The sequence below is a fragment of the Gracilibacillus thailandensis genome, assembly GCF_010994055.1.
GTDB classification, from domain to species: domain Bacteria; phylum Bacillota; class Bacilli; order Bacillales; family Amphibacillaceae; genus Gracilibacillus; species Gracilibacillus lacisalsi.
Map to the genome: position 1 here is coordinate 20,772 of NZ_WJID01000017.1, position 25,324 is coordinate 46,095.

General features: G+C 36.6%; 28 protein-coding genes. 11 read left to right on the forward strand and 17 right to left on the reverse strand.

Features of this window, described 5'->3' with window-relative positions; genetic code table 11:
• Positions 1–36: 36 nt before the first annotated feature.
• The 5 genes from GH715_RS06835 to GH715_RS06855 all read right to left on the reverse strand — a co-directional run bounded on the left by GH715_RS06835 (position 37) and on the right by GH715_RS06855 (position 7,695).
• Positions 37–2,250, reverse strand: coding sequence for a transglutaminase TgpA family protein (locus tag GH715_RS06835; protein WP_153834731.1), 2,214 nt, complete (start codon positions 2,248–2,250; stop codon positions 37–39).
• Complete coding sequence (locus GH715_RS06840) at positions 2,247–3,515, reverse strand: DUF58 domain-containing protein (protein WP_153834733.1); 1,269 nt, start codon at positions 3,513–3,515, stop codon at positions 2,247–2,249. Before GH715_RS06840 ends, GH715_RS06835 begins: the two co-directional genes overlap by 4 nt.
• A complete protein-coding gene (locus GH715_RS06845) occupies positions 3,512–4,462 on the reverse strand; it encodes an AAA family ATPase (protein ID WP_153834734.1) in 951 nt (316 codons plus the stop codon). Before GH715_RS06845 ends, GH715_RS06840 begins: the two co-directional genes overlap by 4 nt.
• Before the next feature lie 444 nt (positions 4,463–4,906).
• Positions 4,907–6,274: a TrkH family potassium uptake protein gene (locus tag GH715_RS06850; RefSeq protein ID WP_153834735.1), complete on the reverse strand. Its 1,368-nt coding sequence runs from the start codon at positions 6,272–6,274 to the stop codon at positions 4,907–4,909.
• A 50-nt stretch (positions 6,275–6,324) separates the two neighbouring features.
• Entirely contained in the window at positions 6,325–7,695 is a 1,371-nt protein-coding gene (locus tag GH715_RS06855) for a TrkH family potassium uptake protein (protein WP_390308465.1), read from the reverse strand.
• 638 nt (positions 7,696–8,333) lie between these two features.
• Here GH715_RS06855 and GH715_RS06860 point away from each other — a divergent pair.
• A complete protein-coding gene (locus GH715_RS06860; protein WP_153834736.1) occupies positions 8,334–9,113 on the forward strand; it encodes an ion transporter in 780 nt (259 codons plus the stop codon).
• A 76-nt stretch (positions 9,114–9,189) separates the two neighbouring features.
• Here the strand turns inward: GH715_RS06860 and GH715_RS06865 are convergent, their stop codons facing one another.
• The 4 genes from GH715_RS06865 to GH715_RS06880 form a co-directional block, all read right to left on the reverse strand.
• On the reverse strand, positions 9,190–9,864 hold the full coding sequence (locus tag GH715_RS06865; RefSeq protein WP_153834737.1) for a uracil-DNA glycosylase: 675 nt from the start codon (positions 9,862–9,864) through the stop codon (positions 9,190–9,192).
• 5 nt (positions 9,865–9,869) lie between these two features.
• Complete coding sequence (gene rbsK / locus GH715_RS06870; RefSeq protein ID WP_153834738.1) at positions 9,870–10,739, reverse strand: ribokinase; 870 nt, start codon at positions 10,737–10,739, stop codon at positions 9,870–9,872.
• Between the two features lie 15 nt (positions 10,740–10,754).
• Positions 10,755–11,687 carry a nucleoside hydrolase gene (locus GH715_RS06875; RefSeq protein ID WP_153834739.1) on the reverse strand — a complete coding sequence of 311 codons (933 nt, stop codon included), beginning with the start codon at positions 11,685–11,687 and terminating at the stop codon, positions 10,755–10,757.
• Between the two features lie 87 nt (positions 11,688–11,774).
• The gene (locus GH715_RS06880; protein ID WP_153834741.1) at positions 11,775–12,104 is read right to left on the reverse strand and encodes a winged helix-turn-helix transcriptional regulator; all 330 of its coding nucleotides are present in this window, start codon (positions 12,102–12,104) and stop codon (positions 11,775–11,777) included.
• A 137-nt stretch (positions 12,105–12,241) separates the two neighbouring features.
• Here GH715_RS06880 and GH715_RS06885 point away from each other — a divergent pair, with 137 nt between their 5' ends.
• Positions 12,242–12,772: a YceI family protein gene (locus GH715_RS06885; RefSeq protein WP_153834742.1), complete on the forward strand. Its 531-nt coding sequence runs from the start codon at positions 12,242–12,244 to the stop codon at positions 12,770–12,772.
• A 58-nt stretch (positions 12,773–12,830) separates the two neighbouring features.
• On the opposite strand, the gene GH715_RS06890 is transcribed toward GH715_RS06885, so the two are convergent.
• Positions 12,831–13,787: a LacI family DNA-binding transcriptional regulator gene (locus tag GH715_RS06890; protein ID WP_153834744.1), complete on the reverse strand. Its 957-nt coding sequence runs from the start codon at positions 13,785–13,787 to the stop codon at positions 12,831–12,833.
• A gap of 80 nt (positions 13,788–13,867) precedes the next feature.
• Here GH715_RS06890 and GH715_RS06895 point away from each other — a divergent pair, with 80 nt between their 5' ends.
• Positions 13,868–14,038: a hypothetical protein gene (locus GH715_RS06895; protein ID WP_153834745.1), complete on the forward strand. Its 171-nt coding sequence runs from the start codon at positions 13,868–13,870 to the stop codon at positions 14,036–14,038.
• Between the two features lie 50 nt (positions 14,039–14,088).
• Here the strand turns inward: GH715_RS06895 and GH715_RS06900 are convergent, their stop codons facing one another.
• The gene (locus GH715_RS06900; RefSeq protein WP_163578507.1) at positions 14,089–14,850 is read right to left on the reverse strand and encodes a DUF817 domain-containing protein; all 762 of its coding nucleotides are present in this window, start codon (positions 14,848–14,850) and stop codon (positions 14,089–14,091) included.
• A gap of 2 nt (positions 14,851–14,852) precedes the next feature.
• On the reverse strand, positions 14,853–15,212 hold the full coding sequence (locus GH715_RS06905) for a nuclear transport factor 2 family protein (RefSeq protein ID WP_153834746.1): 360 nt from the start codon (positions 15,210–15,212) through the stop codon (positions 14,853–14,855).
• 79 nt (positions 15,213–15,291) lie between these two features.
• On the opposite strand from GH715_RS06905, the gene GH715_RS06910 reads away from it, so the two are divergent.
• From GH715_RS06910 to GH715_RS06945, 8 genes are all read left to right on the forward strand, one after another.
• A complete protein-coding gene (locus tag GH715_RS06910; RefSeq protein ID WP_153834747.1) occupies positions 15,292–16,251 on the forward strand; it encodes an NERD domain-containing protein in 960 nt (319 codons plus the stop codon).
• Positions 16,252–16,587: 336 nt separating this feature from the next.
• Positions 16,588–16,833: a hypothetical protein gene (locus GH715_RS06915; protein WP_153834748.1), complete on the forward strand. Its 246-nt coding sequence runs from the start codon at positions 16,588–16,590 to the stop codon at positions 16,831–16,833.
• Positions 16,834–16,939: 106 nt separating this feature from the next.
• A complete protein-coding gene (locus tag GH715_RS06920; RefSeq protein WP_153834749.1) occupies positions 16,940–18,517 on the forward strand; it encodes a BCCT family transporter in 1,578 nt (525 codons plus the stop codon).
• Positions 18,518–18,730: 213 nt separating this feature from the next.
• Positions 18,731–18,991 carry a CD3324 family protein gene (locus tag GH715_RS06925; RefSeq protein WP_153834751.1) on the forward strand — a complete coding sequence of 87 codons (261 nt, stop codon included), beginning with the start codon at positions 18,731–18,733 and terminating at the stop codon, positions 18,989–18,991.
• Positions 18,992–19,083: 92 nt separating this feature from the next.
• Positions 19,084–19,710: a FusB/FusC family EF-G-binding protein gene (locus GH715_RS06930; protein WP_153834752.1), complete on the forward strand. Its 627-nt coding sequence runs from the start codon at positions 19,084–19,086 to the stop codon at positions 19,708–19,710.
• Positions 19,711–19,858: 148 nt separating this feature from the next.
• Complete coding sequence (locus tag GH715_RS06935; RefSeq protein WP_018934150.1) at positions 19,859–20,623, forward strand: ABC transporter ATP-binding protein; 765 nt, start codon at positions 19,859–19,861, stop codon at positions 20,621–20,623.
• A 17-nt stretch (positions 20,624–20,640) separates the two neighbouring features.
• Positions 20,641–22,500 (forward strand): FtsX-like permease family protein, encoded by a 1,860-nt coding sequence (locus GH715_RS06940; RefSeq protein ID WP_153834753.1) that lies wholly within the window; start codon positions 20,641–20,643, stop codon positions 22,498–22,500.
• Between the two features lie 39 nt (positions 22,501–22,539).
• Positions 22,540–22,788, forward strand: coding sequence for a DUF3951 domain-containing protein (locus GH715_RS06945; protein WP_153834754.1), 249 nt, complete (start codon positions 22,540–22,542; stop codon positions 22,786–22,788).
• Here GH715_RS06945 and GH715_RS06950 read toward each other — a convergent pair.
• The 5 genes from GH715_RS06950 to GH715_RS06970 form a co-directional block, all read right to left on the reverse strand.
• Entirely contained in the window at positions 22,785–22,964 is a 180-nt protein-coding gene (locus tag GH715_RS06950) for a hypothetical protein (RefSeq protein ID WP_153834756.1), read from the reverse strand. The two genes, GH715_RS06945 and GH715_RS06950, sit on opposite strands and share 4 nt — an antisense overlap.
• An 18-nt stretch (positions 22,965–22,982) precedes the next feature.
• Positions 22,983–23,366, reverse strand: coding sequence for a hypothetical protein (locus tag GH715_RS06955; RefSeq protein WP_163578508.1), 384 nt, complete (start codon positions 23,364–23,366; stop codon positions 22,983–22,985).
• A gap of 14 nt (positions 23,367–23,380) precedes the next feature.
• Positions 23,381–23,587, reverse strand: a complete 207-nt coding sequence (locus GH715_RS06960; protein ID WP_163578509.1) for a helix-turn-helix transcriptional regulator — start codon at positions 23,585–23,587, stop codon at positions 23,381–23,383.
• A 250-nt stretch (positions 23,588–23,837) separates the two neighbouring features.
• Positions 23,838–24,527: a hypothetical protein gene (locus tag GH715_RS06965; protein ID WP_153834757.1), complete on the reverse strand. Its 690-nt coding sequence runs from the start codon at positions 24,525–24,527 to the stop codon at positions 23,838–23,840.
• A 55-nt stretch (positions 24,528–24,582) separates the two neighbouring features.
• Positions 24,583–25,245, reverse strand: a complete 663-nt coding sequence (locus GH715_RS06970; RefSeq protein ID WP_153834759.1) for a reverse transcriptase-like protein — start codon at positions 25,243–25,245, stop codon at positions 24,583–24,585.
• Positions 25,246–25,324 lie beyond the last annotated feature (79 nt).

A 25,324-nucleotide genomic window follows, 5' to 3' on the forward strand; every position in this document is an offset into this window, starting at 1 on the left:
AATTTTTATCTATTCTATCAATCGATACGAGACTGGTCAAGCTAATATTTGATCAATCATTTGTTGGAATAAACCTTGTAATCGCTTGTTATCCTTTGCTAATGATGTTTGGTCACGATACAAGTATTCTTCATATGCTAGTGTGATATCATACATTTCTGAAGTTCCTAGACGCCTGTCTACTTCTTTGGCATACTGTCGTAAAGTTTGCCCTTTTGTTCTAGGCATCCCTCTTTTTTCTAATATTTCCAATAGGTAAACATAAGATGCTTCTATCTCTAACCTTTGTTTTAATCGATCCCATTTCTTCAGCAAATACCAATCTCTTAGTTCCGTACGTTTACGATAAATGATGGTAGCAAGAATCGCTAAGATAAGCAGTACAGCACCTATCCAATAATAGTTCCCACCATTTCCTTTCTCCTCATTATTGGCACCACCAACTTCACTTTCATCTTCAGCTGGATTTAGTTGTTCATTTTCCTGCTCTACATCACTTGATTCTTGCTCAGTTTCTTCTTCCGTTTCTTCTTCATCGATCATATAATCCTCTGTGTTCACATCTCCGCTCGTTTCTAGATAAAAGTCAGTTGGATTTGTAAAACCACTTGTTGGTTCAAAAGGTACCCAGCCAGTTTCAGGAAAATATACCTCTACCCATGAGTGCGCGTTATTATTCGTCACTTCATATAAAGAATAGTCGTCTGGAAGTGGAGGCTGATCTGCCGCTTCCACGCCTCCAGTGAATCCTTTCACCCACCGTGCTGGGATATCCAAAGCACGAAGCATCACGACCATAGAAGTTGAAAAATTATCACAATAACCTACTTTGGTCTCGAATAAAAATTGATCAACATAATCCTCGCCTTCTTCTGGGACAGAAACATCTTCGATCTGATACACGTATCCATTGGTAGAGAAGTAGCTTTCTATCGCCTGTGCCTTATCGTACCTAGTGTCTTCTCCGGCTGTTATCTCAAGTGCTAATTCACTTACACGTTCTGGTAGACTGTCTGGTAATTGCAAATACTGTTCTTTTATACCTGCAGGATCATCACCTGAATTATCTCTCAATTCATTTATTGCATAGGAAGGAGCATCATATTCAATCGTATAAGACAAATTTTGATTCTGTTCTGATGATTCAGATTCTATCATACCGAATTCACTATCCGTAAAAAACTGTCCTTGGTCTAATGACGTAATACGATTAATACCATACGGATATACAACTTTCGGCAATTGATTTTGATTTACTGGTCGTACCTCCGCATTGTATGAGGTTGTTTCCACCTGTTGTGAAAAAGTACTCCAACCTAGATTACCATTGGTTAATTCTTGAAAGTCTAATTCTGTTGAACGTTCCCAGCCCTTTCCAGTATACAAGTCCTTCGATTCTATTCTCCAATAAATATCGTCATGGGCAATTGCCTCAAACACAGGAGAATCATCCTGTACAAAAGACCCTCCTAAGTGTGAATCGTCTTCCCCATAACCGACTTTTTGTACTGGACCATCACTAAAACCAACATGTCCTGCTGTACTTTGAATAAAAGGAACAGGATCTGGCCATTGTGGATTCAACTTCGGTGAATAGATACCAAGTATGGTAGCAAACAGAACAATGGCAAGCACCGGTGTCATCCAACTCCAAACATGTTTCTTACGATGGGTGGTATCCACATTATTCATCAATTTCACATATCTGCTGAGTCCAAGAACCAGAAAGGATATGACAAACGTTCTGATCATGGCTGCTTGACCATCGTATATCGTAAACGTATCTAATACTGCTAAATAAACGAACGTTAAAACAACAAATAGGAAGAATTTATTAGCAACCATAAACCAATAGTGTAATAGATAGCTCATCAACCATAACAATAGCAAGAATAAAAAGCTTCTGAAAAAGGATGTCATTAATACCCAATCGTTTTTCCAAACCATTCCTAGATTATACCTTAATTCCAATGTTAAAGTCTGTATCCATTCACGAGATAACAAGGTAGCATCAAGAAATAAATAATCTAGTATAAACAGTAGGGAAACAGATTTGATTACGAACTTTGCCCAGCCATTCCTTGTTAAGAAAGAAGTAACAAAGCAAATAGCCGTATAAATGACAAACAAATGCACATTACCTGTATCTGTTATTTGTTCTAAAGGGCGGAGCCATTCCCAGAATAATAGAAAACCTGCTAATAATAGAATAAAAGAAGATACAGATTCTAAAGAGATATTTTTTTTCATCGAGATGCCTGCACCTCCCACTGTTCTTGCTTTAGTTCCCTTTCTGTTACAGCTTGTACACTTATATTTTTCAAGCGTAGTGCCCGAATATATTGCTCTTCTTTATCGTTCAATTGTTTTTCCGGAATAACATAGCAAACTACTATGGTATAATCTTGTTTCTTCCAGTTGGATAATCTCTCTACTAATAATTCATCCAAATGATGAATAACAAACAAAATGACACTTCCTCTTGAAAGTTCCTTCATTGGAGTTGTTATTCGTTCTGCTAATGATACCTGTTCTTGTGTTACAGTTGCGAGGTAGTTTTGCACTGCTGGAAATTGGAACTGTAATTGTTGATTGGAGAAAAATCTTTCCGTTTTGCCGAACGTATAAAACGAGATGTTTTGATCTTTCTTACGTAACGATTGTAAAACAGATGCTGTCCATTCTACTACTGCTTCAAACACTAATCGTTGCGATTGTTGTAGGCCGCCCACATCTAAAATAACGACAATACTGGAGTCCTTCTCCTGTTCAAACTCTTTTGTCATTACAGTATTTTTCCGAGCAGTCGTTTTCCAATCAATCCAGGAAAAGCGATCTCCGGGAATATATTCTCGCACACCTGATACAACATTTGTCAGCTTTTCGTCATGGACATGTGAGGAATTGGAGCCTTCTTCTAAACTCATAGATTGCTGTTTCCACTTCAAGTCTTGAATAGCAGGATAAACAAAAAACTCTTTCGTGACATGAAATGGATGATTACATTCAACAAAACCGAATGGATCACCCATTTTCAGATTGATATCGGACAACTGATGTTTTCCTCGTGGTAGTTGTTCTATCCGATACGAAATAGTAAATTCTTTCTGAAAACCAGGATATATGACTTTTTTTACATAACGCTTTCTATTATAGGATGGTTGATCAGAAAAATATTGATATTTTTTCTTGCCGATATCTTGAAACTGAAGTGTTTCAGGAAACATCTCTTCTAAAACTAAATAGAAAATAGGAAAGCGTGATTTTCGCTTAATCGTAATCGTTACCTCTAGATCACTACCTGTTTCCAAATACCGGTCTGATAACGTTCTATCGATCTTCCAATTGTGAATCGGATAGAATGGGATAAACAGCATATAGAGAATAATAGGCAACATACTGTAGAATAAAAACCAGCTAACAAATCCCCCTTGAAACATTGCAAATACAAACAAGATCCCTAGTAAAAGAAGGAGTTGCAGTTCTCTTACCATTTTTTTAATGATTCGTTTCATCCATGCAATTCCTTCCGTACAGGTACATCGATTTCTTCTAGTATTTGCGTAATAAGAGAAGGTTGGGTAACACCTTCATATCTTGCTTCCGGACGTAATATAACACGATGTGATAGAACATAAGGAGCTAAATAAACAATGTCGTCTGGTATTACATAGTCGCGTTTTTGAATATAAGCATATGCTTTTGCTGCTTTCATCAATGAAATCGAGCCCCGTGGACTAACCCCTAGTTGAACGTAAGGGCTTTTTCTCGTTTCGGATACCAGTTGAACAATATAACGTTTCACCGTGTTATCAACATAGAGACTGTCTACTTCTTTTTGCATATTTAGTAATTGTTCTTTATTGATAACTGCTTCTATCTCATCAATTGGATGCTCACGATCAGTTCGATTTAACATTTCTAATTCATCTGCTTCATTTGGATATCCCATACTTAATTTCATGAGGAAACGGTCAAGTTGTGCTTCAGGTAGTGGATATGTTCCTTCATAGTCTACTGGGTTTTGGGTTGCCATTACGAAAAAAGGTTTTTGCAGTGATTTTGTCATGCCATCTACTGTTACATTCATTTCCTCCATCGCTTCCAGTAAAGCGGACTGGGTTTTTGGTGAGGTTCTATTAATCTCATCCGCTAGTACGATATCACCAAAAATAGGGCCACTTCGAAATTCAAATACCATTTCTTTTGGATTATATATCGAAACACCTGTTACATCAGAAGGTAATAAATCAGGTGTGAATTGGATTCTTTTAAAATCACAATTTAATGATTTTGACAATGCTCGCACCATCATTGTTTTTCCTACACCTGGTACGTCTTCCAATAATACATGCCCATCAGCTAACAGAGCAACAAGGCTGAGTGTTACCTCACGTTCCTTTCCAATCATGACTTTTTCAATGTTTTCTAGAATTTGTCCAACTTCGTTTCCGTAATCCATCTTATCCGCCTCCATTCTCACTACTCTTTCCCGAAACTATTACTACCTATAACTATACTATATTATAACCCCCTTTTCCTACTGATTAATCTAGGTGGATGAAGAAAATCTTGGATTTCCCCTGCATAGGTAGATTTCAAAAACTGTGAAGACTCGAGCACACCACAAAATGGAACGTCAACATTTATTGAGCGGACATATAGTGCGTTATTTGGCAAAATAGCTACCATTTCTCGATGTTAGCGGACATTTAGTTCCTTATTCGGTTACTTTTGGTGTAAATTAGCGTTATTTTCGATGAATAGCGGAATAGATGTCCGCTAGGTTCCTAAAAACACCACTTTTGTCATAAATAGCGGAACAAATGTCCGACCGAGGTCAGGTTTGTCAAATCGTAAATTCAATACTTCTCCACAAAAATAACCCCAAGCAAAGGCCTTGAGGTTATCCAATAATAACTCGTTCTGTTGGGTAATGGAAACGATCTTTAGTATCATCGCCACGGATGATAAATAGGAAGGTAAAGAGTCCGATCCGACCAATAAACATGAGAAACATGATTAAACATTTACCAAAAGTTGATAATTCAGGAGTAATACCCATTGATAAACCCGTAGTACCAAATGCAGATGCTACTTCAAAGATAATTTCCATCAGAGTAAATGGTTCTGTTGTATTTAAAACAATAATCGATCCGACACAAAGCATTAGTGCAGTAGTAATGACGATAAAAGATCGCAACATATCTTCTTGATGTATCTCACGTCCGAATACTTTCACACTTGAATTCCCTTTAGCATAATTCCAAATCGTCAAGAGCATAATCGCAAAAGTTGTCGTCCGAATCCCGCCACCAACACTACTAGGAGAAGCACCAATAAACATTAAGGCACTGATTAAAAATAGTGTAGCCGTTGAAAATTCAGACACATCCATTGTCGCCAAACCACCACTTCTACTGGTAACCGATTGGAACAAGCTATAGAAGAACGTTTCATGCCATGATTTATCCGCAAAGAAGGCGTTTTTCTCAAGTAAAAAAATCAGCAAACTTCCAATCACAACCAGCCAAAAGAATGTAACCGTCGTGATTTTAGTAAACAAAGAAAATTTATGACGATCATTTATTACTTGACTTCTACCTTTTAGTACTTCCTGTACTTCGACTAACACCGGAAAACCAATGGCTCCTAAGACAATCAGAATCATATTGATAAATTGTACAAAATAATCATCAGCAAATGGGATTAACGAAGCACCAGTAATATCTAAACCACCGTTCGTAGTTGCACTAACTGCTCCAAATAAACCGTGTAACATAGCTTCTCCGACACTGTCATAATAATTGAGAAAATGAATCGATAAAATCGCAGCACCAACCAATTCAATCAACAGAATTAGTTTAAAGATTTCCAGCATTAATTTAACAAGACCAGAAAGTGTTTTACTATTTTGTTCAACCATTATCATTTTCCGACTGCGAATACCAATTTTTTTACCGAGCACTACCCAAATAAAGGTACCCATCGCCATAATCCCTATACCACCAAGATGTAATATTACCGCAATGGCAATCTGGCCAGCTGGGTTAAAGACATCTGCAACAGTAATAACTGTTAATCCTGTCACACTTATCGATGTAACCGCAGTGAACATAGCGTCAATAAATGATAATTCAATTCCTGGTTGATGAAAAATTGGTAAACTAACAATAATAGTGGCAATAATGACCGCTAACAAGTAATAGATAACGATATGATGAATGGCTGTCCATTGTTTCATCACATGTTTTAATTTATCGATGTTATTCATCTCAATGACCCCTTGGTATAATTCAAACTAGAGGATAGTTTATCATAGATTTATCCAATTATCATCTTTTCTTTTGGATAGTGATAGCGGTCGTGAACGTCCTCTCCACGAATTAAGAACAAGAAGGAGAAAATTCCAATTCTGCCGATAAACATCAACAAAATAATCACTATTTTACCGATTACCGAAAAATCGGCTGTCACTCCCATTGATAGCCCTGTGGTACCAAAAGCAGAAAAAACTTCAAAGACAATTGCCATATTCGATAGTGGTTCAATCCAAATCAAAAACACGATGGCACTACCACATAACAAAATCGCTGTAATCGCAACAATAAATGATCTTGTTACATCTTCTGGATCAATCTCACGTTTGAACACTTTAATCGTATTATGCCCTTTTGCGTAATGAAAAATAGCCAGCATCATAATGGCAAACGTTGTAGTACGAATTCCGCCTCCTACACTACTAGGGGATGCTCCAATAAACATAAGTGCACACAAAAGTAATAATGTAGGTGTCGTGAATTCTGCAACTTCCATTGTTGCCAAACCACCATTCCTTGTTGTTACAGATTGAAAAAGACTATAAAACAACGATTCATGCCATGCCTTTCCCTGCAAGAAATGATTATGCTCAAACAGAAAAATACCTAAGGCTCCGACCACAATTAATATAAAAAACGTAATCGTAGTTATTTTCGTATATAAAGAGAATTGATATTTCCATTCTAAATTGCGATACCTTCCCCAAAGTACTTCCTGTATTTCTAATAAAACAGGAAACCCGATTGCACCTAAAATTAGAAGAAGAATAGTAACAAATTGCACGAAATAATCATGTGCAAAAGGCAAAAGCGAAGCACCAGTAATATCAAAACCTGCATTTGTTGTCGCACTCACAGATGCAAAAATTCCTTGTATTAATGCTTCTTGCCATGTATCAAAATACTTTAGAAAGTAAATGGAAAGAACGACAGCACCAAACAATTCAATGACTAATATCGTTCTTAAAATTTTCAACATCAACTGGACTAATCCTGCTAATGTATTGCGATTTTGATCAATTTGAATCAATTGCCTTGTTCGTATTCCGATTTTTTTACCAAGCACTAAATATATAAATGTTCCTAACGTCATAATCCCAATCCCGCCAAATTGCAAGACAAATGCTAAAACGAAGTAACCAATAGTATTAAACGTGTCAGCTGTAGATACAACAGTCAGTCCTGTTACACTGATCGCACTGACTGCAGTAAAAATACTATCTAACAAGGAAAACTCGACACCTTCACGGTGGAAGTATGGGATACTAAGTAAAAATGTAGATAATAATGCAGCTGAAAAATAAAATAAAACAATAAGATGAATACCAGACAAATTACTTAATTTATCAAAAAAAATACCTAATCTTTTACGCACAGTGTTCACTTCTTTCTATTTTCTAGTGCTACAACTGACATTATAGCAAAAAATAGAAATGTAATCCTAGTTAATTCTAAAATCCACTATATGAATCTCAATGAAACCTGCCGTTCGCCTGATACAAATAATTCTCAGGAATAGCTTGCTCTATCATCGGGAAAATTACTCGTTCTTCTAACCGAACATGCTTCTGTAACAACTCCCCTAAGTTACGGAAGATTTGACGATCTTTACGTTACATACCCATGATTTGTTGAACATAACTTCTAATCTGTACATGTTGTATCAGCATTTCACGAATTTCAGGGATATCTATCTCTTGATATTGGGCAAACAATGGTAATAATACTTCTTCTTCGTCACGAAAATGATCTTCTCCATCGTTTTTTCAGAACTCAATAACATCTCTTGTCATCTGCTGAATACTCACTTTTTTATCATGAGTTTTTTAACTGTTGTGCCATTACCAATGTGTGTTGATGATGACGAGATAACGGATGTAGTGCTTCATGTCTTTTCATTTGTATCGACACCTTTTTTTATTTATAGTATCAAGTTTGTGTTTATTCTCATTTCATTTTAAAATAATCTGGAGAGGTATCATGTGATTTGTTACATAGAAAAGGAGAAATCGGATGAATTCATTAAGAAAATTTGTCATGGATATACGCTTTAATCGCTTTATTACAGGACTAATTATATTTAATGCGATCTTAATTGGTCTTGAAACTTTCCCAAATATTTATGAAAACTATCATACTTACTTTGTTGTAATTGATATAATTATTCTCGCCATTTTCACTTTAGAGGTTATATTCAAAATTATTGTATTGAAAAAAGGATTTTTCTCTAATCCTTGGAATATTTTTGACTTAGTTATCGTACTTGGAAGCGTGATTCTATACAGCACCCCGTTCGTTAGTGTGTTACGTATTTTCCGTGTTTTAAGAGTTTTTCGTACAATTACCGTTATTCCTACATTACGAAGAATTGTCTCAGCATTATTTATGGCGATTCCTACCATCAGCAGTGTATTGTTAATTATGCTGATAATATTCTATGTATATGCCATTCTAGGAACATCTTTTTATGGCGATATTGCACCTGAATATTTTGGTGATATCTTTTTAAGCTTTGTTACATTGTTCCAGATTTTCACTTTGGAATCCTGGGCAAGTGGTATTTTCCGCCCAATATTTGCAGAAGAACCATGGTCATGGCTGTACTTCCTATCCTTTATTGTGATCGCAACGTTCATCATGATTAATTTAATCGTTGGGGAAATCGTCAATAATGCACAAAAAATCACTGACGATATTGATGAAGATACAGATGAGATCAAAGAGGATACAAGTGAAATTAAAGAATTGCGGAAAGAAATACGAGAGCTGAAGGAAATGTTACAGAATAAATAAACCTTTCTAATTTTGTTCCTTGGATATCCCCTTGCATCTATCCAAGGAACAAATGAACCATTTCTATTTATCTCAATTATTCAATCTCCCAATCTATTGCTTCTTGTCCATTTCCTTCAAGAATTTGATTAGCTTTAGAAAATGGTTTGCTGCCGAAAAATCCTCGATGAGCTGATAATGGGCTTGGATGTGGTGATTTGATTACATAATGTTTGGATAAATCAATCAAGGTTTGTTTTTTCTGTGCTGCTGCTCCCCAAAGGATATATACAACAGGTGTTTCTTTTTGATTTAATGTCGTGATGACTTGATCAGTAAATTGCTCCCATCCCTTACCACGATGAGAATGTGCTTGTCCCTGCCGTACAGTCAATACGTTGTTAAGTAGCAATACGCCTTGTTCTGCCCATTTCACGAGATAACCATGATTCGGAATAGGGCAACCAATATCTGCATGTAATTCTTTATAGATATTTTTAAGTGAAGGCGGAATATCAACTTCTGGCTTAACTGAAAAACTTAAGCCATGCGCCTGATTGGGCCCATGATAAGGGTCCTGACCTAGAATCACCACTTTCACATGATGAAAAGGTGTGTAATGTAACGCATTATAAATATCATACATATTGGGATAAATCGTGTAGTTCTGATACTCCTGTTTCAAAAACTCTCGTAATTGTACATAATAATCCTTTTGAAATTCAGCTTCTAATAATTCTGCCCAATCATTATTCAATATGTTTGTCGTCATAACTATCAACCTTTTCTTAAAAATTGTTCTACTTGGTCTCTTGTCGGCATACCGCCTTGGGCTCCTATCTTGCCGACGGATAACGCTGCTGCTGCATTTGCAAACGTGACAGCTTTCGTTAAAGCTTGACCTTCAGCTAACGCCACTGCTAATGCTCCATTAAAGGTATCACCAGCACCTGTTGTATCTACAACATCTACTGAATGACCTGTTACTTCTTGCTCTTTGCCAGCTTCGACAAAAGATACACCTTGTTTACCTTTTGTAATAATTAATTTCTCGTTGGGCTGATTTCCGAATAGTTGTTGCCGTTCGGTTTCATTCGGCGTAATATATGTAGCTTGTTCCCATGTTGCTTGATCCAATTCCATAGCTGGTGCAGGATTAACAATAACAGGAATCCCATGTTTATGACATAATTCCATACTATATACAATCGTTTCTTTCGGAATTTCAAATTGAAGTAAAACATAATCACTCTTGAGAATCGCAGCTTTGATTTGTTCGATATAATCCTTTGTCACTTTGCCATTTGCTCCAGCAATGATAATGATTCGATTATCCTGTTCAGATAAGATGATATTAGCAAGACCTGTTGGTGTATCCCTTACATGATCAACGTGGTCTACTTGAATGTTTTCTTTCCGTAAATGATCCATTAAAACATCACCAAATTGATCGTCACCCACACGGCCAACCATCGTTACTTCCGCTCCCAAACGAGCAGCCGCTACTGCTTGATTTGCACCTTTCCCACCTGGTACTGTCCGAAAGTTAGTCCCTCTTACCGTTTCACCTTGAACTGGCATTATATCTGTTTCAGTAACTAAGTCCATATTAATACTGCCAATCACCGTGATTTTAGGTTGATTCATTCCTGACGTCTCCTCTCACTCGGAGTATGATTCTAACGCTTTTTTGAATAAGCTCCAAAATTTCCCCTGATCAAGTCCAGTAGCAAAATAAGCATTTGGCTCCTGACCTGTTACAGCTAAACGATCGACAACAGTCATCCCGTATGTATGCTCCCCTTTTGTTTCTATCGCAACATGAATATGTTCAAATTCAAAAATAGAAGGATCAATAAGATGTGCAATCGTACATGCATCATGAATCGGGCCACCTGGAAATGCAAAATAGTCTTTGTATGCTTGCATAAAAAAGACTAGTAACTCTGCCACAAATTCACTTACTGGATTGGCAATTTCTTTTAACTGTTCTACTGTTTCTTTGGTAGCCAAAGCTTGATGTGTTACATCCAATCCAAACATTCGAATCGGAAGTCCACTCTCAAACACGACTTTTGCTGCTTCTGCATCCACATAAATATTAAATTCTGCTGCCGGTGTCCAATTACCAAAGGTACCCCCGCCCATTAAAACAATTTCCTTTATCTTCGTCCTGATAGAAGGATCTTTGACTAGAGCCAGGGCAATATTGGTTAATGGACCTGTCGGAACTAATATAATCGGCTCTTCTGATTGGTGTAATTGCTCAATTATATAGTCAACCGCATGTTGACTAGTCGCTGTTCTTTTTGGAGTCTTCGGCAGATTAGGACCGTCTAAACCGGTCTCTCCATGAATGTGCTCTGCTATTTCTGGTTCTCTTACCATCGGCCGTGCTGCACCTTGTACTACCGGAACATCGTCTAAACCGATAATATCACAAACCTTTAATGCATTTAAGGTATTCTTTTCTACTTCTACATTTCCCGAGACCGTTGTAATGCCGACGATATCTAACGGACTAACTTTAGAAGCTGCTAGAATAATAGCAATCGCATCATCATGCCCGGGATCGCAATCTAAAATCACTTTCATCTTCATCACTCCTTTCCCTATATTGTACACAAAAAAACTGCGAAGCATCTACTCCACAGTTTGACTTCCATTTATTCCGGGTAAGTGTTATACAAATGATTGTTTTTCTTTTTCCATCCAGCCGTCTGCCCATTTTTGGATGCTTTCTAATACTGGTTCTAAAGCCTTTCCTTTTTCAGTTAAGGCATATTCGATTCTGACCGGTGTTTCATCATAGACATGGCGTTTCACGATGCCTTGTTTTTCTAAGTCTTTTAACCGTTCGGATAATACACGTCCACTAATACCAATTGTTGCTTCAATGGTAGAAAAACGTTGTGCGCCTTCTAATAATTGAAAAATGATCAATCCAGTCCAGCGCTTATTTAATATATTTAATGCCGATTCAAACTTCGGACAAATCGTTTTGTCTGCCATAGTTCTCACCTCTTTAATTATAGTATAGCAAATTTTTTTACATAAATAAAATAATTAATTTACTTGACGTAACTAATTATTGTTTGTATACTTAGTTACATAAAGTAAGTTAATATTTTTGGGGAGGAATTTCAGAAATGGCAAATGTAAATTTAGACAAAGTGCACAGTGCATTGAATTTTGAAGTAAAACATATGATGGTGTCCAAAGCAAAAGGTGAATTCCAAGAATTTGATGTAGATTTTAACGGAAGCTTCGATGACCTTCAAAATGCTAGTGTCAAAGTGACAATTGATGTAGCATCTATCGAAACAAACAATGAAGACCGTAACGGACACTTAAAATCAGGTGACTTCTTTGATGTAGAAACATATCCGAACATTACTTTTGTTAGTAAAAACATCGAAAAAGTAAATGATTCTGAATTTAAAATCACTGGCGATTTAACTATTAAAGGTGTTACAAATGAAGAAACTTTCACCGCTGAATACAACGGAAAAGCAAAAGATCCGATGCAAGGTAACACGATTGCCGGTGCAGATGTATCAGGGAAAATCAACCGTGAAGATTATGGTTTAACTTGGAATGCTCCACTTGAAACTGGCGGAGTATTAATCGGTAAAGAAGTTAAATTCTCCGGTGGATTTGAATTTGTTGTAGAAGAATAATAGTAAACACTAAAAGCCAACGCATCATGAAGCGTTGGCTTTTTTCATGCTATTAATACTAAACTGTCCCTCTTTCTATAAGATTGACCGCAAGTTCTTCATGGCGATTGTCTACCTTACCTAAAACATGTAGAAACAGCCGCTCTCCCATTGTTGCAATTGGAATTTCAAACGTAGTAATATCCATCATTTTTGCTATGGGCTGATTATCGAAACCGATGATCGCCATGTCCTTCGGTACGTTAATATGTGCATTCTTACAAGCGGTCAGGATGCCTGCTGCTACTACATCACTTGTTACCAATAGTGCATCTGGTTTTTCTGTTAATTCTGAGATTTCATCGATTACTTTCTGACCATCTTCAAAATAATAGTTTTCAGTAAAAACGAATTCCTTTTGTGGATATTGTTTCAAAAACTCCTTATAAGCCAGTTGGCGAAAGTAACTATTAGAGCCTGATTCTCGCCCTATGCAGTAACCGATTCTTTTATACCCCTTATGTTTTAGATAAGCTAATGCATCCATAAAACTTTGGTAATGGTCAACGAAAACGGAATCTATGCTTTTATTCCCTGCTGCATTTTCACTGACAACTATTTTTCCGTATTGCTGATAAGCTTCAATGGTTGCTAATTCGATGATATGGGAACAAATAATTAGTCCATCAATTTGTTTATGTTTTAACATATCTAACGCTTCTTGCTCTCTTTCTTTTTCGTAATTGGTTTGAATCAGAACAAAGTGATAATGATTTTCCACCGCTTGTTTTGCAATTCCCTCGATAAGCAGCCCAAAATATGGATGCTTTACAAAAGGAACGACAACACCGATTAGATGAGATTTCCCCTGACTAAGACTTACCGCATTTCGATTCACCTGATAGTCTACTTTCCTCATCACATCGATAACTGCTTTCCGCTTCTCTTCACTAACATATGGATGATCATTAATTACTCGAGATACAGTTGTCACTGACACGCCGGCCATTTTTGCGATATCACGAATATTTGCCAAGATTTTCACCTTTTTTCTAAAAAAATTCTTGCTCTGAAACGCGTTTCACCATCTAAGCTAAGATTAAAGGAGGGTGAATGATGGAAATAGTATTTGGTATTTTTATCTGGTTATTTATGTGTGGTAGTATCCTTATTTTAGCATCCTTTGCCATTCAATTAGAAGGAGAAGAAAAAAAGCATGATTTGAAGGGGTATCTAGATTATATCGAAGAAGTGTACAGTCGAAATATTACGGATCAGAAAAAATAAATGGAAGGCACATACAGAATCATTCATTGTTTTCTGTATGTGCTCTACTATTAATAGGATTCTCTGCTCTCCTTTAAATGTTTTAACATTGCAACGATTAGGAAACTAACAATCACTAACAGGAGCCAGGAGCTAATTTTACCTAAATGAACGATTTGCCATGTTTGAGATTGTCCGGGATATTGCCACGCCCCGAAAAAGGTAGCAATATTCTCCGCAATCCAAATAAAAAAACCGATTAGTACAAAGGATAGAACCAGTGGCATCTTATATGTACGATGATTTACACGATAATAAACAATCGTTTGTAAGAATAATAGAATCGTTGCAATCTTTAATACCCAGCGAAAATCATAGATATAGTGATGGGTAAAAAAGTTAAAATAGATTGCAGCACTTAAGATAGCAACCGTCCAAGTCTGCGGCCATTTCTCTAATTGGACATCAAGTCGACGCCAGGCCTGACATAAATAACTGGCAACACTAGCATACATAAAACCGCTATATAGTGGAACGCCAAATATTTTGGTTAAAGCCTCTTCCGGATAGCTCCAAGACCCCATATGTACTTTATATATTTCCAGTGCTAAACCAATAAGGTGGAAAACACAAATAACTTTCAGTTCATCCCATGTTTCCAGCTTCGTGACGAGCATGAGCACTTGGGTAATCAGACAAATGATCAGAATAAGATCATAGCGATGAATAAAAGATATGTCTACCATCTGAGTAATCGCTAATGTGGAGAAAATAACAACGGCAAAAACGCATGATTTTGCCTGTTCAATTCCAAACGTCCATAATTGTCGCACGGCTAGATCTCCAACACGTAACTGATGATTTCTTTGATTTTGCCATCTTTATGCTTGTTTAGCTTATAAATATCGCAGAAACTATAATGACGCTGATCTCCACTTCTATCTATCGAATGTATAATACCATTAACGACTCCTTCTTTTCCATGCGTAATCAGATGTTCGATTTCTAGTTCGAACTGGTTGCCGTTATCCATTCCTTGTAGCGCCTGCTCTAAGTTTTCAATACCCTTTATCGTGTCATTTCCGACCATGCGCCAAATGATATCATCCGTTACACTTTCTAGTATTCTTTCACTGTTTCCTTTTACGAAGGCTTCATTAAATGCTCGGAAAAATTGTTGATTTTTTGTCTCCATATATTGCACACTCCTTTTTCTAAATTAGTATACCATAGGAGGCTTGTTTGTTATAATGTAGCGGAAAGGAGATGATTTATTGATCATTAGACCTCCACAAAAAACAGATCAATTGTTGCAGTTGGAAGTGATGCAAGAACGTTACCTCGATGTCCCTCCAAATATCTCCGAATCGTTTGGCAGAGAACTCGCCGGATACCTTGGAGAGAAAAGTTTACCTTACTTCATAGACCTCATTACTACCACATCCCATTATGATTTATATGGACTAAGACTAGAAAGAAATAACCACCATTTCCAAATCGATTGCTTAATTTTATTCCCTTCCTTTTTCTTAATTACAGAAATTAAACACTTAAAAGGGAAACTTTTTATTAACGAAGCACATCAGCTGATTCAGTCGAAAGAATCAGAGGAGAAAGTGTACCAACACCCTCTTTCCCAAGCAAAATTACAAAAAGAACAGCTTAAAAAAGTTTTAGAAGACCTCGGTTTTGAATCCATTCCCATCTACACGTTAGTTATTTTCACTCATGATCAAGCAAATATTACATTTGAGCATCCAGATATGATTCCAGTTCAACAGCTCCCATTTCGATTGGGGGAATTAACTCAGGAGTTTTCAGATCCTAGGTTAGAGCGGAATCAATTATTACAATTAGGCAAAAGGTTGGTGAGTATGCATCGCGAGCGGCCTCTTACTTTTTTACAACCAACTGGAGAGGTACTTCGCAATATTAGAAGAGGTGTGTTTTGTCCTAAATGTAAACCGCTGGTAATGAAATGGACTCATGGTACTTGGAAGTGTAGTAAATGCGGCTATAAAGATAAAAATGCTCACATTCTTGCATTGATTGATTTTGTTTTTATGTTTGGATATACCATCAATAATAGGCAGGCAAGGTGGTTTTTATTATTAGACTCCATTTACACAGCATCACGAATTTTGAGGACATTAAAGGTTGAGTCTTACGGGGGAAATAAAAATAAAACTTATAACTTAAGGTTTTTACTGAATAGCTATAAAGGAAGGGCCTAATCAGGTGCCCTTCCTTTTTATTCATTATTTATTTGCAGATTTTCGGATTTATTTGCAACTCTTGCTTTTTATTTGCAGATTTTCGGATTTATTTGCAACTCTTGCTTTTTATTTGCAGATTTCCGGATTTATTTGCAACTCTTACTTTTTATTTGCAGATTTCCAGATTTATTTGCAACTCTTGCTTTTTATTTGCAGATTTCCAGAGCTTTATGCTTATTTAGAGAGAAACAGCTTTTTGTTTGATGCGGTTATGTTTAGTGGGGGAAAATCATTGTGACAACTTGTTGGAATATCATACAAAACTCAAACGATTGATCGCAGAAGTCCTGGTAGATGGAAGATCAACATATTTTCCAAGATGTAATGGGGATTAAGCCTAATCAGCAATTAATCGAAAATTTGTTGGCTAGCATTGATACCGTCATTCAACACAATTCACCACTGGATCAAATGCGAATTGTAAAAGATCCGATTCTTGCTGATATCTTTTTTGAGGAAATTCGTGATTATGTAGAAAAAAGAAAGAGCTATTTTCAAAGTGATGTTCCATATTATTTAAACCAGTTTCAATATGTGTAATGGAGAGGATACGAATAGTTCGTGTCCTCCTTTTTTTGTTTAATTTTTTATGTGTGTGGTAACTCATTATTGTACCCGCAAAAAAATAGAAGGAGAGTGAGTTAGTATGAAACAAAGAACTGGTCATGATTGGCATTTAATTGATCATAAAATCTTTATTCCATCCTTACTTTTCATCATTATGATTAGTATTCCTTTTTCTATTTACGAATCTGAATCATTAAATATGCTGAATACTATCTTTGATAAAATTGTCGATGTTTTCAGCTGGGGGTATATTTGGTATGCACTTATATTAGTAGCAGCCGGGTTATATTTATCCTTTTCTAAATATGGAAAAGTTGTGCTTGGCAATCCAAATGAAAAACCGAGATTTACTATGTTCGAATATGCTTCGATCTTGATCGCAATGGGGGTTGGCTCCACCATTATGAGAACAGGGATGGTCCAGTGGACACAGGTAGCCTTGGACCCTCCTTTTGGTGTGAGTCCTGAATCGCAGGAAGCACTTTTATGGGGAAATGCCTATAGTATGTTCTTATGGAGTTTTCAAGTTTTTGCAATCTTTGTGATGGCAGCTCCAGCGATGGCTTACATTATCCATGTTAAGAAAAGACCGTTGATGCGCATCTCAGAGGCTTGTCGTTGCATTTTCGGCGATAAATTCACCGATGGTCTGGGAGGAAAAGTGTTAGACATTCTTTTTTTAGTCAGCATCTTATCTGGTGCTGCTGTTACTTTAGGATTAGGTACACCAATCATTACCTATAATGTTTCGGCACTGTTGAATATGGAGGTTACCTTTGGCCTTACCATGATTATAACGATTATTTGGGTTTTTCTATTCTCTGTAAGTGCCTATCTCGGTATCGAAAAAGGGATCAAGCGCTTGAGTACATTTAATATGTATTTAGCTGGCGGACTTGCTATATTTATTTTAGTTGCTGGTCCCGGTATTTTTATATTGGATTATTTCACAGACACGGTTGGACATTTGCTTCAGCATTATCTGCAATTGTCCTTATATACAGATTCCGTTGCAATGGAGACGACTACCCATGTACAAAGCCATATGATATTTTGGTTTGCTTACAGTGCGACATGGGCGATGCTGCACAGTATTTTCGCAGCAAAAATTTCTAAAGGTCGTACGGTCAAGGAAATGATCCTCACCTATTTACTGGCGCCAACCATGCTTTCCTGGATCGCAACAGGTGTCTTAGGTGGATTTGGTGTAGAACGTTATCTTACAGGTGAAGTACCTGTCCTTGATATTGTAGAAGGCAATGATCCGATGAATGCAATACCGGAAATTCTTCTTTCTTTACCGTGGGCGAGCATTGCCATTATTGCATTTGTTGTGGTATCGATGATTTTCCTTACCACAACACTGGATTCTACAACATATACGATTGCAGCATATACGAGCAAACGGGACATGAGTAAAATGGAGCCATCACGAAAGCTAAGAGTCATTGTGGCAGCCATTATCACGACACTTGCGCTAATCCTTATGCAAATTGGTGGCCTTGCACCACTTGAAGTCATTTCAGGATTAATGGGAATTCCAATTATCATCATTCAATTGCTAACCATATATGCAGCAAAAAAAATGATGGATGAGGATAAAGCTTGGATTTATAACATTAGAAAAGAAGGGTTTAAAAGTCATTTACGTGATTAAATCACTCTAAATCTAGTCATATATATTGAATTTGTGTAAAATGATAATAAGTGGAGGTGTTTCAAATGGCAATGTCTCAATTATTGCCTGTATTACAGTTAACCCATGCAAAGCCTGACAAATAAGGCGATACTTTGTATGGGTGATTCACATATCGCCTTACTTGCGCAAGCTTTGCCCTTATCGAACGACTAAAATAAGGAGCTGGCAATCATGAAAACAAAAGCGCAAGATATACTCCCGGGAGAATTGCTACTTGCACTGCAGGAATATGTACAAGGAGAAAGCATCTATATTCCGAAGCGAGGCGGACGAAAAAAATGGGGAGTTAAATCTGGTAATCGTGCCTATTATGAGCAACGAAATCAACGAATTAAACACTTATTCCAAGAAGGTATGACGATAGAAGAATTAGCAGATACCTTTTGTTTATCAATCGAAACTATTAAAAAAATCGTATATACAAGAAACTAAGTAAAAAGATATGGCGAGAATAATGAAGAAACATTCTTGCCATATCTTTTTATCATGGATTTGGTAAACTATTAGTGTAAGGAGTGTGAACAATGGAAGCATTTATTCATCCACATCAGTTTCATCACATCAAACAACAAGCCAAAAGAGTTGTCAGTGCACAATCTCATTCTAATGATCAGCAAGTTATCGCTGCCGTGAAAGAAATTGCTATGGAAGCATTAGAAAAACAATTGCCAGATCAGCAGGAGACACTAACAGCTATTCGAACAATGAAAGCAAAAGAAGATATGGAACCATTCCTTGAACAAGTAAAGCAATATGTTATCCCTTTTCCAATGGTTAGTGATAAACAGATTCAAAAGGCTTTTCCAAAAGCAAAAAAACTGCAAATTCCTGACCTTGAGCAAATAGACAGGAAAGAAACGGTCTATTTAAGATGGTATGATAAAGGATCAGGCAAAACGTATATGCTCATCCCAAAAGAAAATAAACTGATCGGTATTCAAGGTTATCTCGAGTCCACTCAACATAAAGGAATCTGTACGATTTGCAATGGCCTTGAAGACGTATCACTATTTACAACAGCGAGAAAAGGACAAATCCGTGGAACCTATTCGAAAAAGGGAAACTACATTTGTAAGGATCCTGTCACCTGTAATCGAAATATTACTAATATAGATCCGCTTCATCAATTTATGGAGCATCTTAAAGCATGAATCTAAAAATAGATTCATGCTTTTTTATTTTCTCTTTCCTCCATCAACCTTACAAAAATGTAAGACAGTTGAAAGGAAAATCGATAGGTAGTTTTCACACCTTCTTTTACACTATAGATAGCAAAACAAAATTGGAGGTATTAAAACAATGACTAAATCTGTCGTAAACGTAGAAAACGTTCAAAAAATATTTGGTAAAAAATCTGAGAATCAATATAAAGCACTAGATAATGTTTCCTTCACTATTAAAGAAGGTGAATTTGTAGGGATTATGGGGCCATCAGGTGCAGGTAAGACGACATTACTAAACGTAGTATCCACCTTAGATAAAGCAACATCCGGAAAAATAGAGATTGCCGGTCAGGATATTACGGATATGAAACAGAATCAGTTAGCTGATTTTCGTTCCGATCAATTAGGATTTATCTTTCAAGATTTCAACCTGTTAGAGAACTTAACAGTTTATGAAAATATCGCATTGCCCCTTTCTTTACAAGGAGTAAGCTCTAAAAAAATCAAACCTCTAGTAACACAAGTTGCTGAAAAGCTAGGAATTAAATCAATTCTTGCCAAGTATCCGGTGACGATCTCTGGAGGACAAAAGCAACGTGCAGCAGCTGCCAGAGCACTAGTTCACGAGCCAGCAATTGTCTTGGCAGATGAGCCAACAGGTGCACTTGATTCAAAAAATGCACACAGTTTAATGAAAACCATGGAGCATTTAAATCAATATCATGATGTTTCTATTATGCTCGTAACACATGATCCATTAAGTGCCAGTTATTGTGAACGCATTTTATTTATTCAGGACGGTACGCTTTACAAAGAAATCACAAAATCCGGTGACCAACAACAATTCCACCAACAAATTCTGAATGTGCTTGCGGAATTGACAAGCATTCAATCGTCATAAGGAAAGGAGTGAGTGACATGTTAGTGAAACTACTATCTGGTAGTATGAAAAAGATGTGGAAAGATTATCTTGTATTATTATTTGGTTTAACGATATCGATTGCGATTTTCTATATGTTTGAAACATTGGCACAGAATAAAGCATTCCTGGAAGCGAACGCTCTTATAAGTTCCATTGTGTTTGTCTTCCATGTTGGAACCTTTATTTTAGGCCTTGTTACCATCTTTTACATTTTCTATGCGACATCTTTTGTTATGTCCTTGCGTCAAAAAGAATTAGGTATGTATATGACCTTGGGAGCGAAAAAGGGAAAAGTTACACAAATGATGTTTCTAGAAACTTTGGTAATTGGGATTATCTCACTTATTATCGGACTTATCGTTGGCGTAGGACTTTCAGAAGGAATTGCCCGACTGTTAATGTCTAGACTTGATTTTTCTGGTGAAGGATTCCAGCCGCTTTATGCATCATCTCTATGGACAACTGTTATTTTCTATATGATATTGTTCCTTTTAACCGCGATTGTGAATGCTATCAGAGTTGCACGCAAGTCAGTTCTAGAACTGTTACATGCTGATCAAAAAGCTGATAACAAAGTAATTAAAGGTTGGAAAACTTTCGTAGGAACATTATTTGCCATTGTGCTCATTACAGTCGGTTACTTTGCTATGATCAACATGGGTGAACTTGCACATGTAGGTGTTCTGATTGCTGCGGCAACCGTCACACCTGGAACCTACTTTTTCTTTATGGCGATGTTACCGTTTATCATCAAAAGAATCAAAGGAATTCGATCTATTAATGAAAAAGGGCTCAATGCGTTCACCTATGCACAGTTAGATTTCCGTGTCAGCCAGTTATCCAAAGTACTCGGGACAGTTGCAATGCTCATTGCATTAGGTTTAGGAGCAATGACAGCAGGTTTATCTTTTTACCATAATACAGAAATTCAATCCTCGCTGACACACAGCTATGATATCAAGGTACACCAACCGACAGAGGAAGAATTAACTGAAATGGAGAATTGGGAATTCGAAGAGCGGAATCTTTATTCCTACCGTGTTACTGATGATGGAGTTTATTTTTCCAAACATGATTTACAAGCAAATCCACCAATGATCAAGGAATTTACCGGTAACTTGGACGAATTGACTGAAGAAGTACGTGTAGAAAATAATCTATCAGCTTCTATCTACACAAACGACGAGGAAACAGATAATGGTGAAACAATGCCTGAACAATGGCAAACAGCATTAAGAACTGAATTATTGGCAAATTTCTATATGTTTGGTGATCGCTCTTTATACATTCTCGATCAGGAAAAATGGGAAGAAATCAATGCAGAAACTCAGACTGTCTTAATTGGAAAAGTTGATAATTTTACTGATTATACTGATACACTAGAAGAAATAGAAAATCGACATCTCCAATTAGCGCTTGAGTATACAGGTGAAGAACCCCTAACAACTGGTAGTAAATATGCAAATTACACCTCCTTAAAAAGTCTGGCGAATGGTACCATTTTTATGGGATTGTTTCTAGGTGTTGCTTTCTTAATGATGATGGCTAGCGTATTAATGTTCAAGCTACTCTCCAGCGCAACAGCAGACATTGGTCGTTACCAGATGCTAAGAAAAATTGGGGTACGTCAAGCAAAACTGAAGAAATCAATCTATAAAGAACTATTTCTTGTCTTCCTTTTCCCTGGGTTAATCGGCCTTGTCCACGTGCTTATCGGAATGGAGATGTTCTCGTTTCTTTTAATTGAACCATATACTAAAATATGGATTCCTATTAGTCTATTTCTCGTTATTTATGGACTATACTATTGGTTAACCGTAAAAATGTATCAACGGATTGTATTACCAAAAGGTTAAAGTGAGGGCTGCTTGTAAAGCTGCTTCAATTCATGTAACATGATAACCATAATATTCCTATCAAGGGAAGTGGTTATCATGTTTTTTTCCTTTTTAAGTATTGGAATCTATTTCTTAATCATTGTTTTAATTTTAATAGTTGCTTTTAAAGTATTGATTAAAAAAGAACGTCCAAGCAATTATTACACCCCGTTTGACAATATTACTGGACAAGAGCATAGAGCTTTTCATGAGGAAAAACAAGAACAAGTACAGCATGAAGAAGAATCTGATGATGTACGAGATTAGTTACCTGAAAAGACAGTCATAATAGTCGAGACTACAAAAATAACTACTAAGACAGTAATAATTCCGTAAAACCCCTTCTTCGTCAGTTCATTCCTGTCATTACGTGCTCTCTTTGATATCAAATAGGTGACAAAAGCTCCTATAAGTATCAGAATCATCCAATACCAATTATTCATACCTCATCTTCCTCCCCATTAATATCGTTTCGATAACACAACCATTGTGATAAAAACGGTCATAATCGTTAAAGCAGCTAATATAGCTACGGTTTGATATGCTGTTATAGCTAATAAGTTAAATTGTAATAATGTAAGAAAAATAGCCATATAACCAAGATTAATAAAATAACTGTAAAACATACTCCGTTCTTTAATTCTTTTCGTACGTTCATCATTCTGAATAAATTGTGGTGCTAAATAAGCATTACAAAAACACATAACGGTCATAGCAATCAACATTAGATCATGCCCAGCTGGAAACACGCCAGTACTGATGGTTGCCCAATTAAATAACGCACTCATTAATAGAAACACGGTTCCGAAAATAACAAATAACTTTCGATCATATTGTTTTTTCACGCTGTTCACCCTTTCTATTCTATATCTTCATCATCCAAAATAAACACTTCCTCTACGGTACGATTAAATAATCTTGCAATTTGCATAGCTAGTGGAAGCGAAGGATTATATTTTCCTTTTTCAATGGAAATAATCGTTTGGCGAGAAACATCCAATTTTATTGCCATCTTTTCTTGTGAAATACGTTGCATTTTTCTTAATTCCTTGATTCTGTTTTTCACCGGTAAACCATCCCCCCTATTGACAGTATAATGTAAAGCACCCTTTACCGTCAAAGAAACTTTACATTTAAAATATAAGATTGATGTAGCAATCGAATACGGCACTTGGTTCACTCTGGATGGATTTGTTATTTATACTCTTTTTTATGATAGATCTTTACTCTTCCCTAGATGGTTAGTGGTTCTTTCCATTTTTACGAGTTTCAAATAAAAAACACCGGACTGAATACAAATCCGGTGTTGCTTTTACTTATGAAAACCATCCCTTTAGGGTATCGATAATCTTTTGGAAAAAATTACGCTCGTCATCTTGTTCTTGTTGAGTTGTTACCACTTTATCTTCTAATTGTTGGCTTTCCATTTCAGCATCCATTGTTGTCATTTCTAATGTGGTTGCCTGCTCACCTTCCACGACATCAATTAATTCTTCTCCGTATTTATCCTGAAGAAACTGAATGTTTTCCTCATTTAATGGATCAATTCCAACTTCTACCTTACCGTCAATAATGTCTACGCCCGTATAATAGATCGAAAAATCATCATATTCAAATCCGTCTTGATCAATCTCTCTTTGCTTCTCTATTAATTGTTCTTCGGTATAATCAACTTCTCTTATCTCGATATCTTCCGGTTGCTTAGCAAAACCTTCCAGTGCTTGGCGGTGCTCATCTGCAATAGACTCAGTAAACATTAAGACTATCACACCTGTCTGTTTCTCTTCTCGATCAACATACAATCCTGCAAAACTGTCACTCAAATGCTCCTCAATATATTGCTGTGCATCCTCAATGATTTCGTTATGATTCATACCTTCTTCCAATTCAATCATCGTTCCCTCTAATTCTTCTGCATTTGCTTCAGCAAAAATTGTTGTCGGTAAAACAAAAGCACTTCCTGCAATTAGGCCAAATAACATTACTTTTTTTAGCCAACTCTTCACAGTCATCCCTCCATTTTCTAGCTTTAATCTATTAGTCGTTCATCATGATTAAAAGTTACAATTTCTCCAATTCAATATGGCTATTAATTTCTACATTTTCGAGAGCCTTCGTGGCTAACTGATGTGCTTCACGATTTTCCTTCCGAGTGATATCTTGATATAACGGATCAATTCCAATTGTCTCAAGCTTCTCCTCGATTCGGTCTGCCCACTGATTTAATGTTTCATCCATACACGGCCATTCACCTAATAATTGATTGATCACCACTTTAGAATCTCCTTTGAATGTCACGGACTGATGGTGAACACCCAATTCTTCTATTTGTTTAATCCCCTCAAATAATGCGGCATACTCTGCTTCATTATTCGATGTCAACTCTGACACTACGATATTTTTCCGAATGCGGTAGGACTTATGATTTTGTCTATAGTATATTGCACAACCTAGGCCTGCTTGGTTTGTTTTTAAATCAAATCCCGCGTCAAAAAATACAGTAACATGATGTGGTTCTGTTACGATTTCCTCGGTATATGAGACCAGTTCTTTCTTGTTCCAGCGATTACCTCGATGATCGAAAAACTGTATTGATTCTGCACGATTCCATTTTTCAAAATCATTAGCAATTTCCAATGCCTTTTCCGCATCCATTTCCTCTGAAAAAAAAGTAGTGCGGATTCCTTTTGTTGATAAATAAGCTATTTCGATTGTGACATACATCAATTACATCTCCTTTTGCTCATATCTTTATTTTCTGTAAATAGAATAGTAATGGTACAAGCTTTTTGTTATCGAATGA

Bases quoted from the DNA above. Each gene is read 5' to 3' on its own strand.
- GH715_RS06835 (WP_153834731.1), bottom strand. From the start codon at position 2,250: ATGAAAAAAAATATCTCTTTAGAATCTGTATCTTCTTTTATTCTATTA.
- GH715_RS06840 (WP_153834733.1), bottom strand. From the start codon at position 3,515: ATGAAACGAATCATTAAAAAAATGGTAAGAGAACTGCAACTCCTTCTT.
- GH715_RS06845 (WP_153834734.1), bottom strand. From the start codon at position 4,462: ATGGATTACGGAAACGAAGTTGGACAAATTCTAGAAAACATTGAAAAA.
- GH715_RS06850 (WP_153834735.1), bottom strand. From the start codon at position 6,274: ATGAATAACATCGATAAATTAAAACATGTGATGAAACAATGGACAGCC.
- GH715_RS06860 (WP_153834736.1), top strand. From the start codon at position 8,334: ATGAATTCATTAAGAAAATTTGTCATGGATATACGCTTTAATCGCTTT.
- GH715_RS06865 (WP_153834737.1), bottom strand. From the start codon at position 9,864: ATGACGACAAACATATTGAATAATGATTGGGCAGAATTATTAGAAGCT.
- rbsK (WP_153834738.1), bottom strand. From the start codon at position 10,739: ATGAATCAACCTAAAATCACGGTGATTGGCAGTATTAATATGGACTTA.
- GH715_RS06875 (WP_153834739.1), bottom strand. From the start codon at position 11,687: ATGAAAGTGATTTTAGATTGCGATCCCGGGCATGATGATGCGATTGCT.
- GH715_RS06880 (WP_153834741.1), bottom strand. From the start codon at position 12,104: ATGGCAGACAAAACGATTTGTCCGAAGTTTGAATCGGCATTAAATATA.
- GH715_RS06885 (WP_153834742.1), top strand. From the start codon at position 12,242: ATGGCAAATGTAAATTTAGACAAAGTGCACAGTGCATTGAATTTTGAA.
- GH715_RS06895 (WP_153834745.1), top strand. From the start codon at position 13,868: ATGGAAATAGTATTTGGTATTTTTATCTGGTTATTTATGTGTGGTAGT.
- GH715_RS06905 (WP_153834746.1), bottom strand. From the start codon at position 15,212: ATGGAGACAAAAAATCAACAATTTTTCCGAGCATTTAATGAAGCCTTC.
- GH715_RS06915 (WP_153834748.1), top strand. From the start codon at position 16,588: ATGGAAGATCAACATATTTTCCAAGATGTAATGGGGATTAAGCCTAAT.
- GH715_RS06920 (WP_153834749.1), top strand. From the start codon at position 16,940: ATGAAACAAAGAACTGGTCATGATTGGCATTTAATTGATCATAAAATC.
- GH715_RS06925 (WP_153834751.1), top strand. From the start codon at position 18,731: ATGAAAACAAAAGCGCAAGATATACTCCCGGGAGAATTGCTACTTGCA.
- GH715_RS06930 (WP_153834752.1), top strand. From the start codon at position 19,084: ATGGAAGCATTTATTCATCCACATCAGTTTCATCACATCAAACAACAA.
- GH715_RS06935 (WP_018934150.1), top strand. From the start codon at position 19,859: ATGACTAAATCTGTCGTAAACGTAGAAAACGTTCAAAAAATATTTGGT.
- GH715_RS06940 (WP_153834753.1), top strand. From the start codon at position 20,641: ATGTTAGTGAAACTACTATCTGGTAGTATGAAAAAGATGTGGAAAGAT.
- GH715_RS06945 (WP_153834754.1), top strand. From the start codon at position 22,540: ATGATAACCATAATATTCCTATCAAGGGAAGTGGTTATCATGTTTTTT.
- GH715_RS06950 (WP_153834756.1), bottom strand. From the start codon at position 22,964: ATGAATAATTGGTATTGGATGATTCTGATACTTATAGGAGCTTTTGTC.
- GH715_RS06970 (WP_153834759.1), bottom strand. From the start codon at position 25,245: ATGTATGTCACAATCGAAATAGCTTATTTATCAACAAAAGGAATCCGC.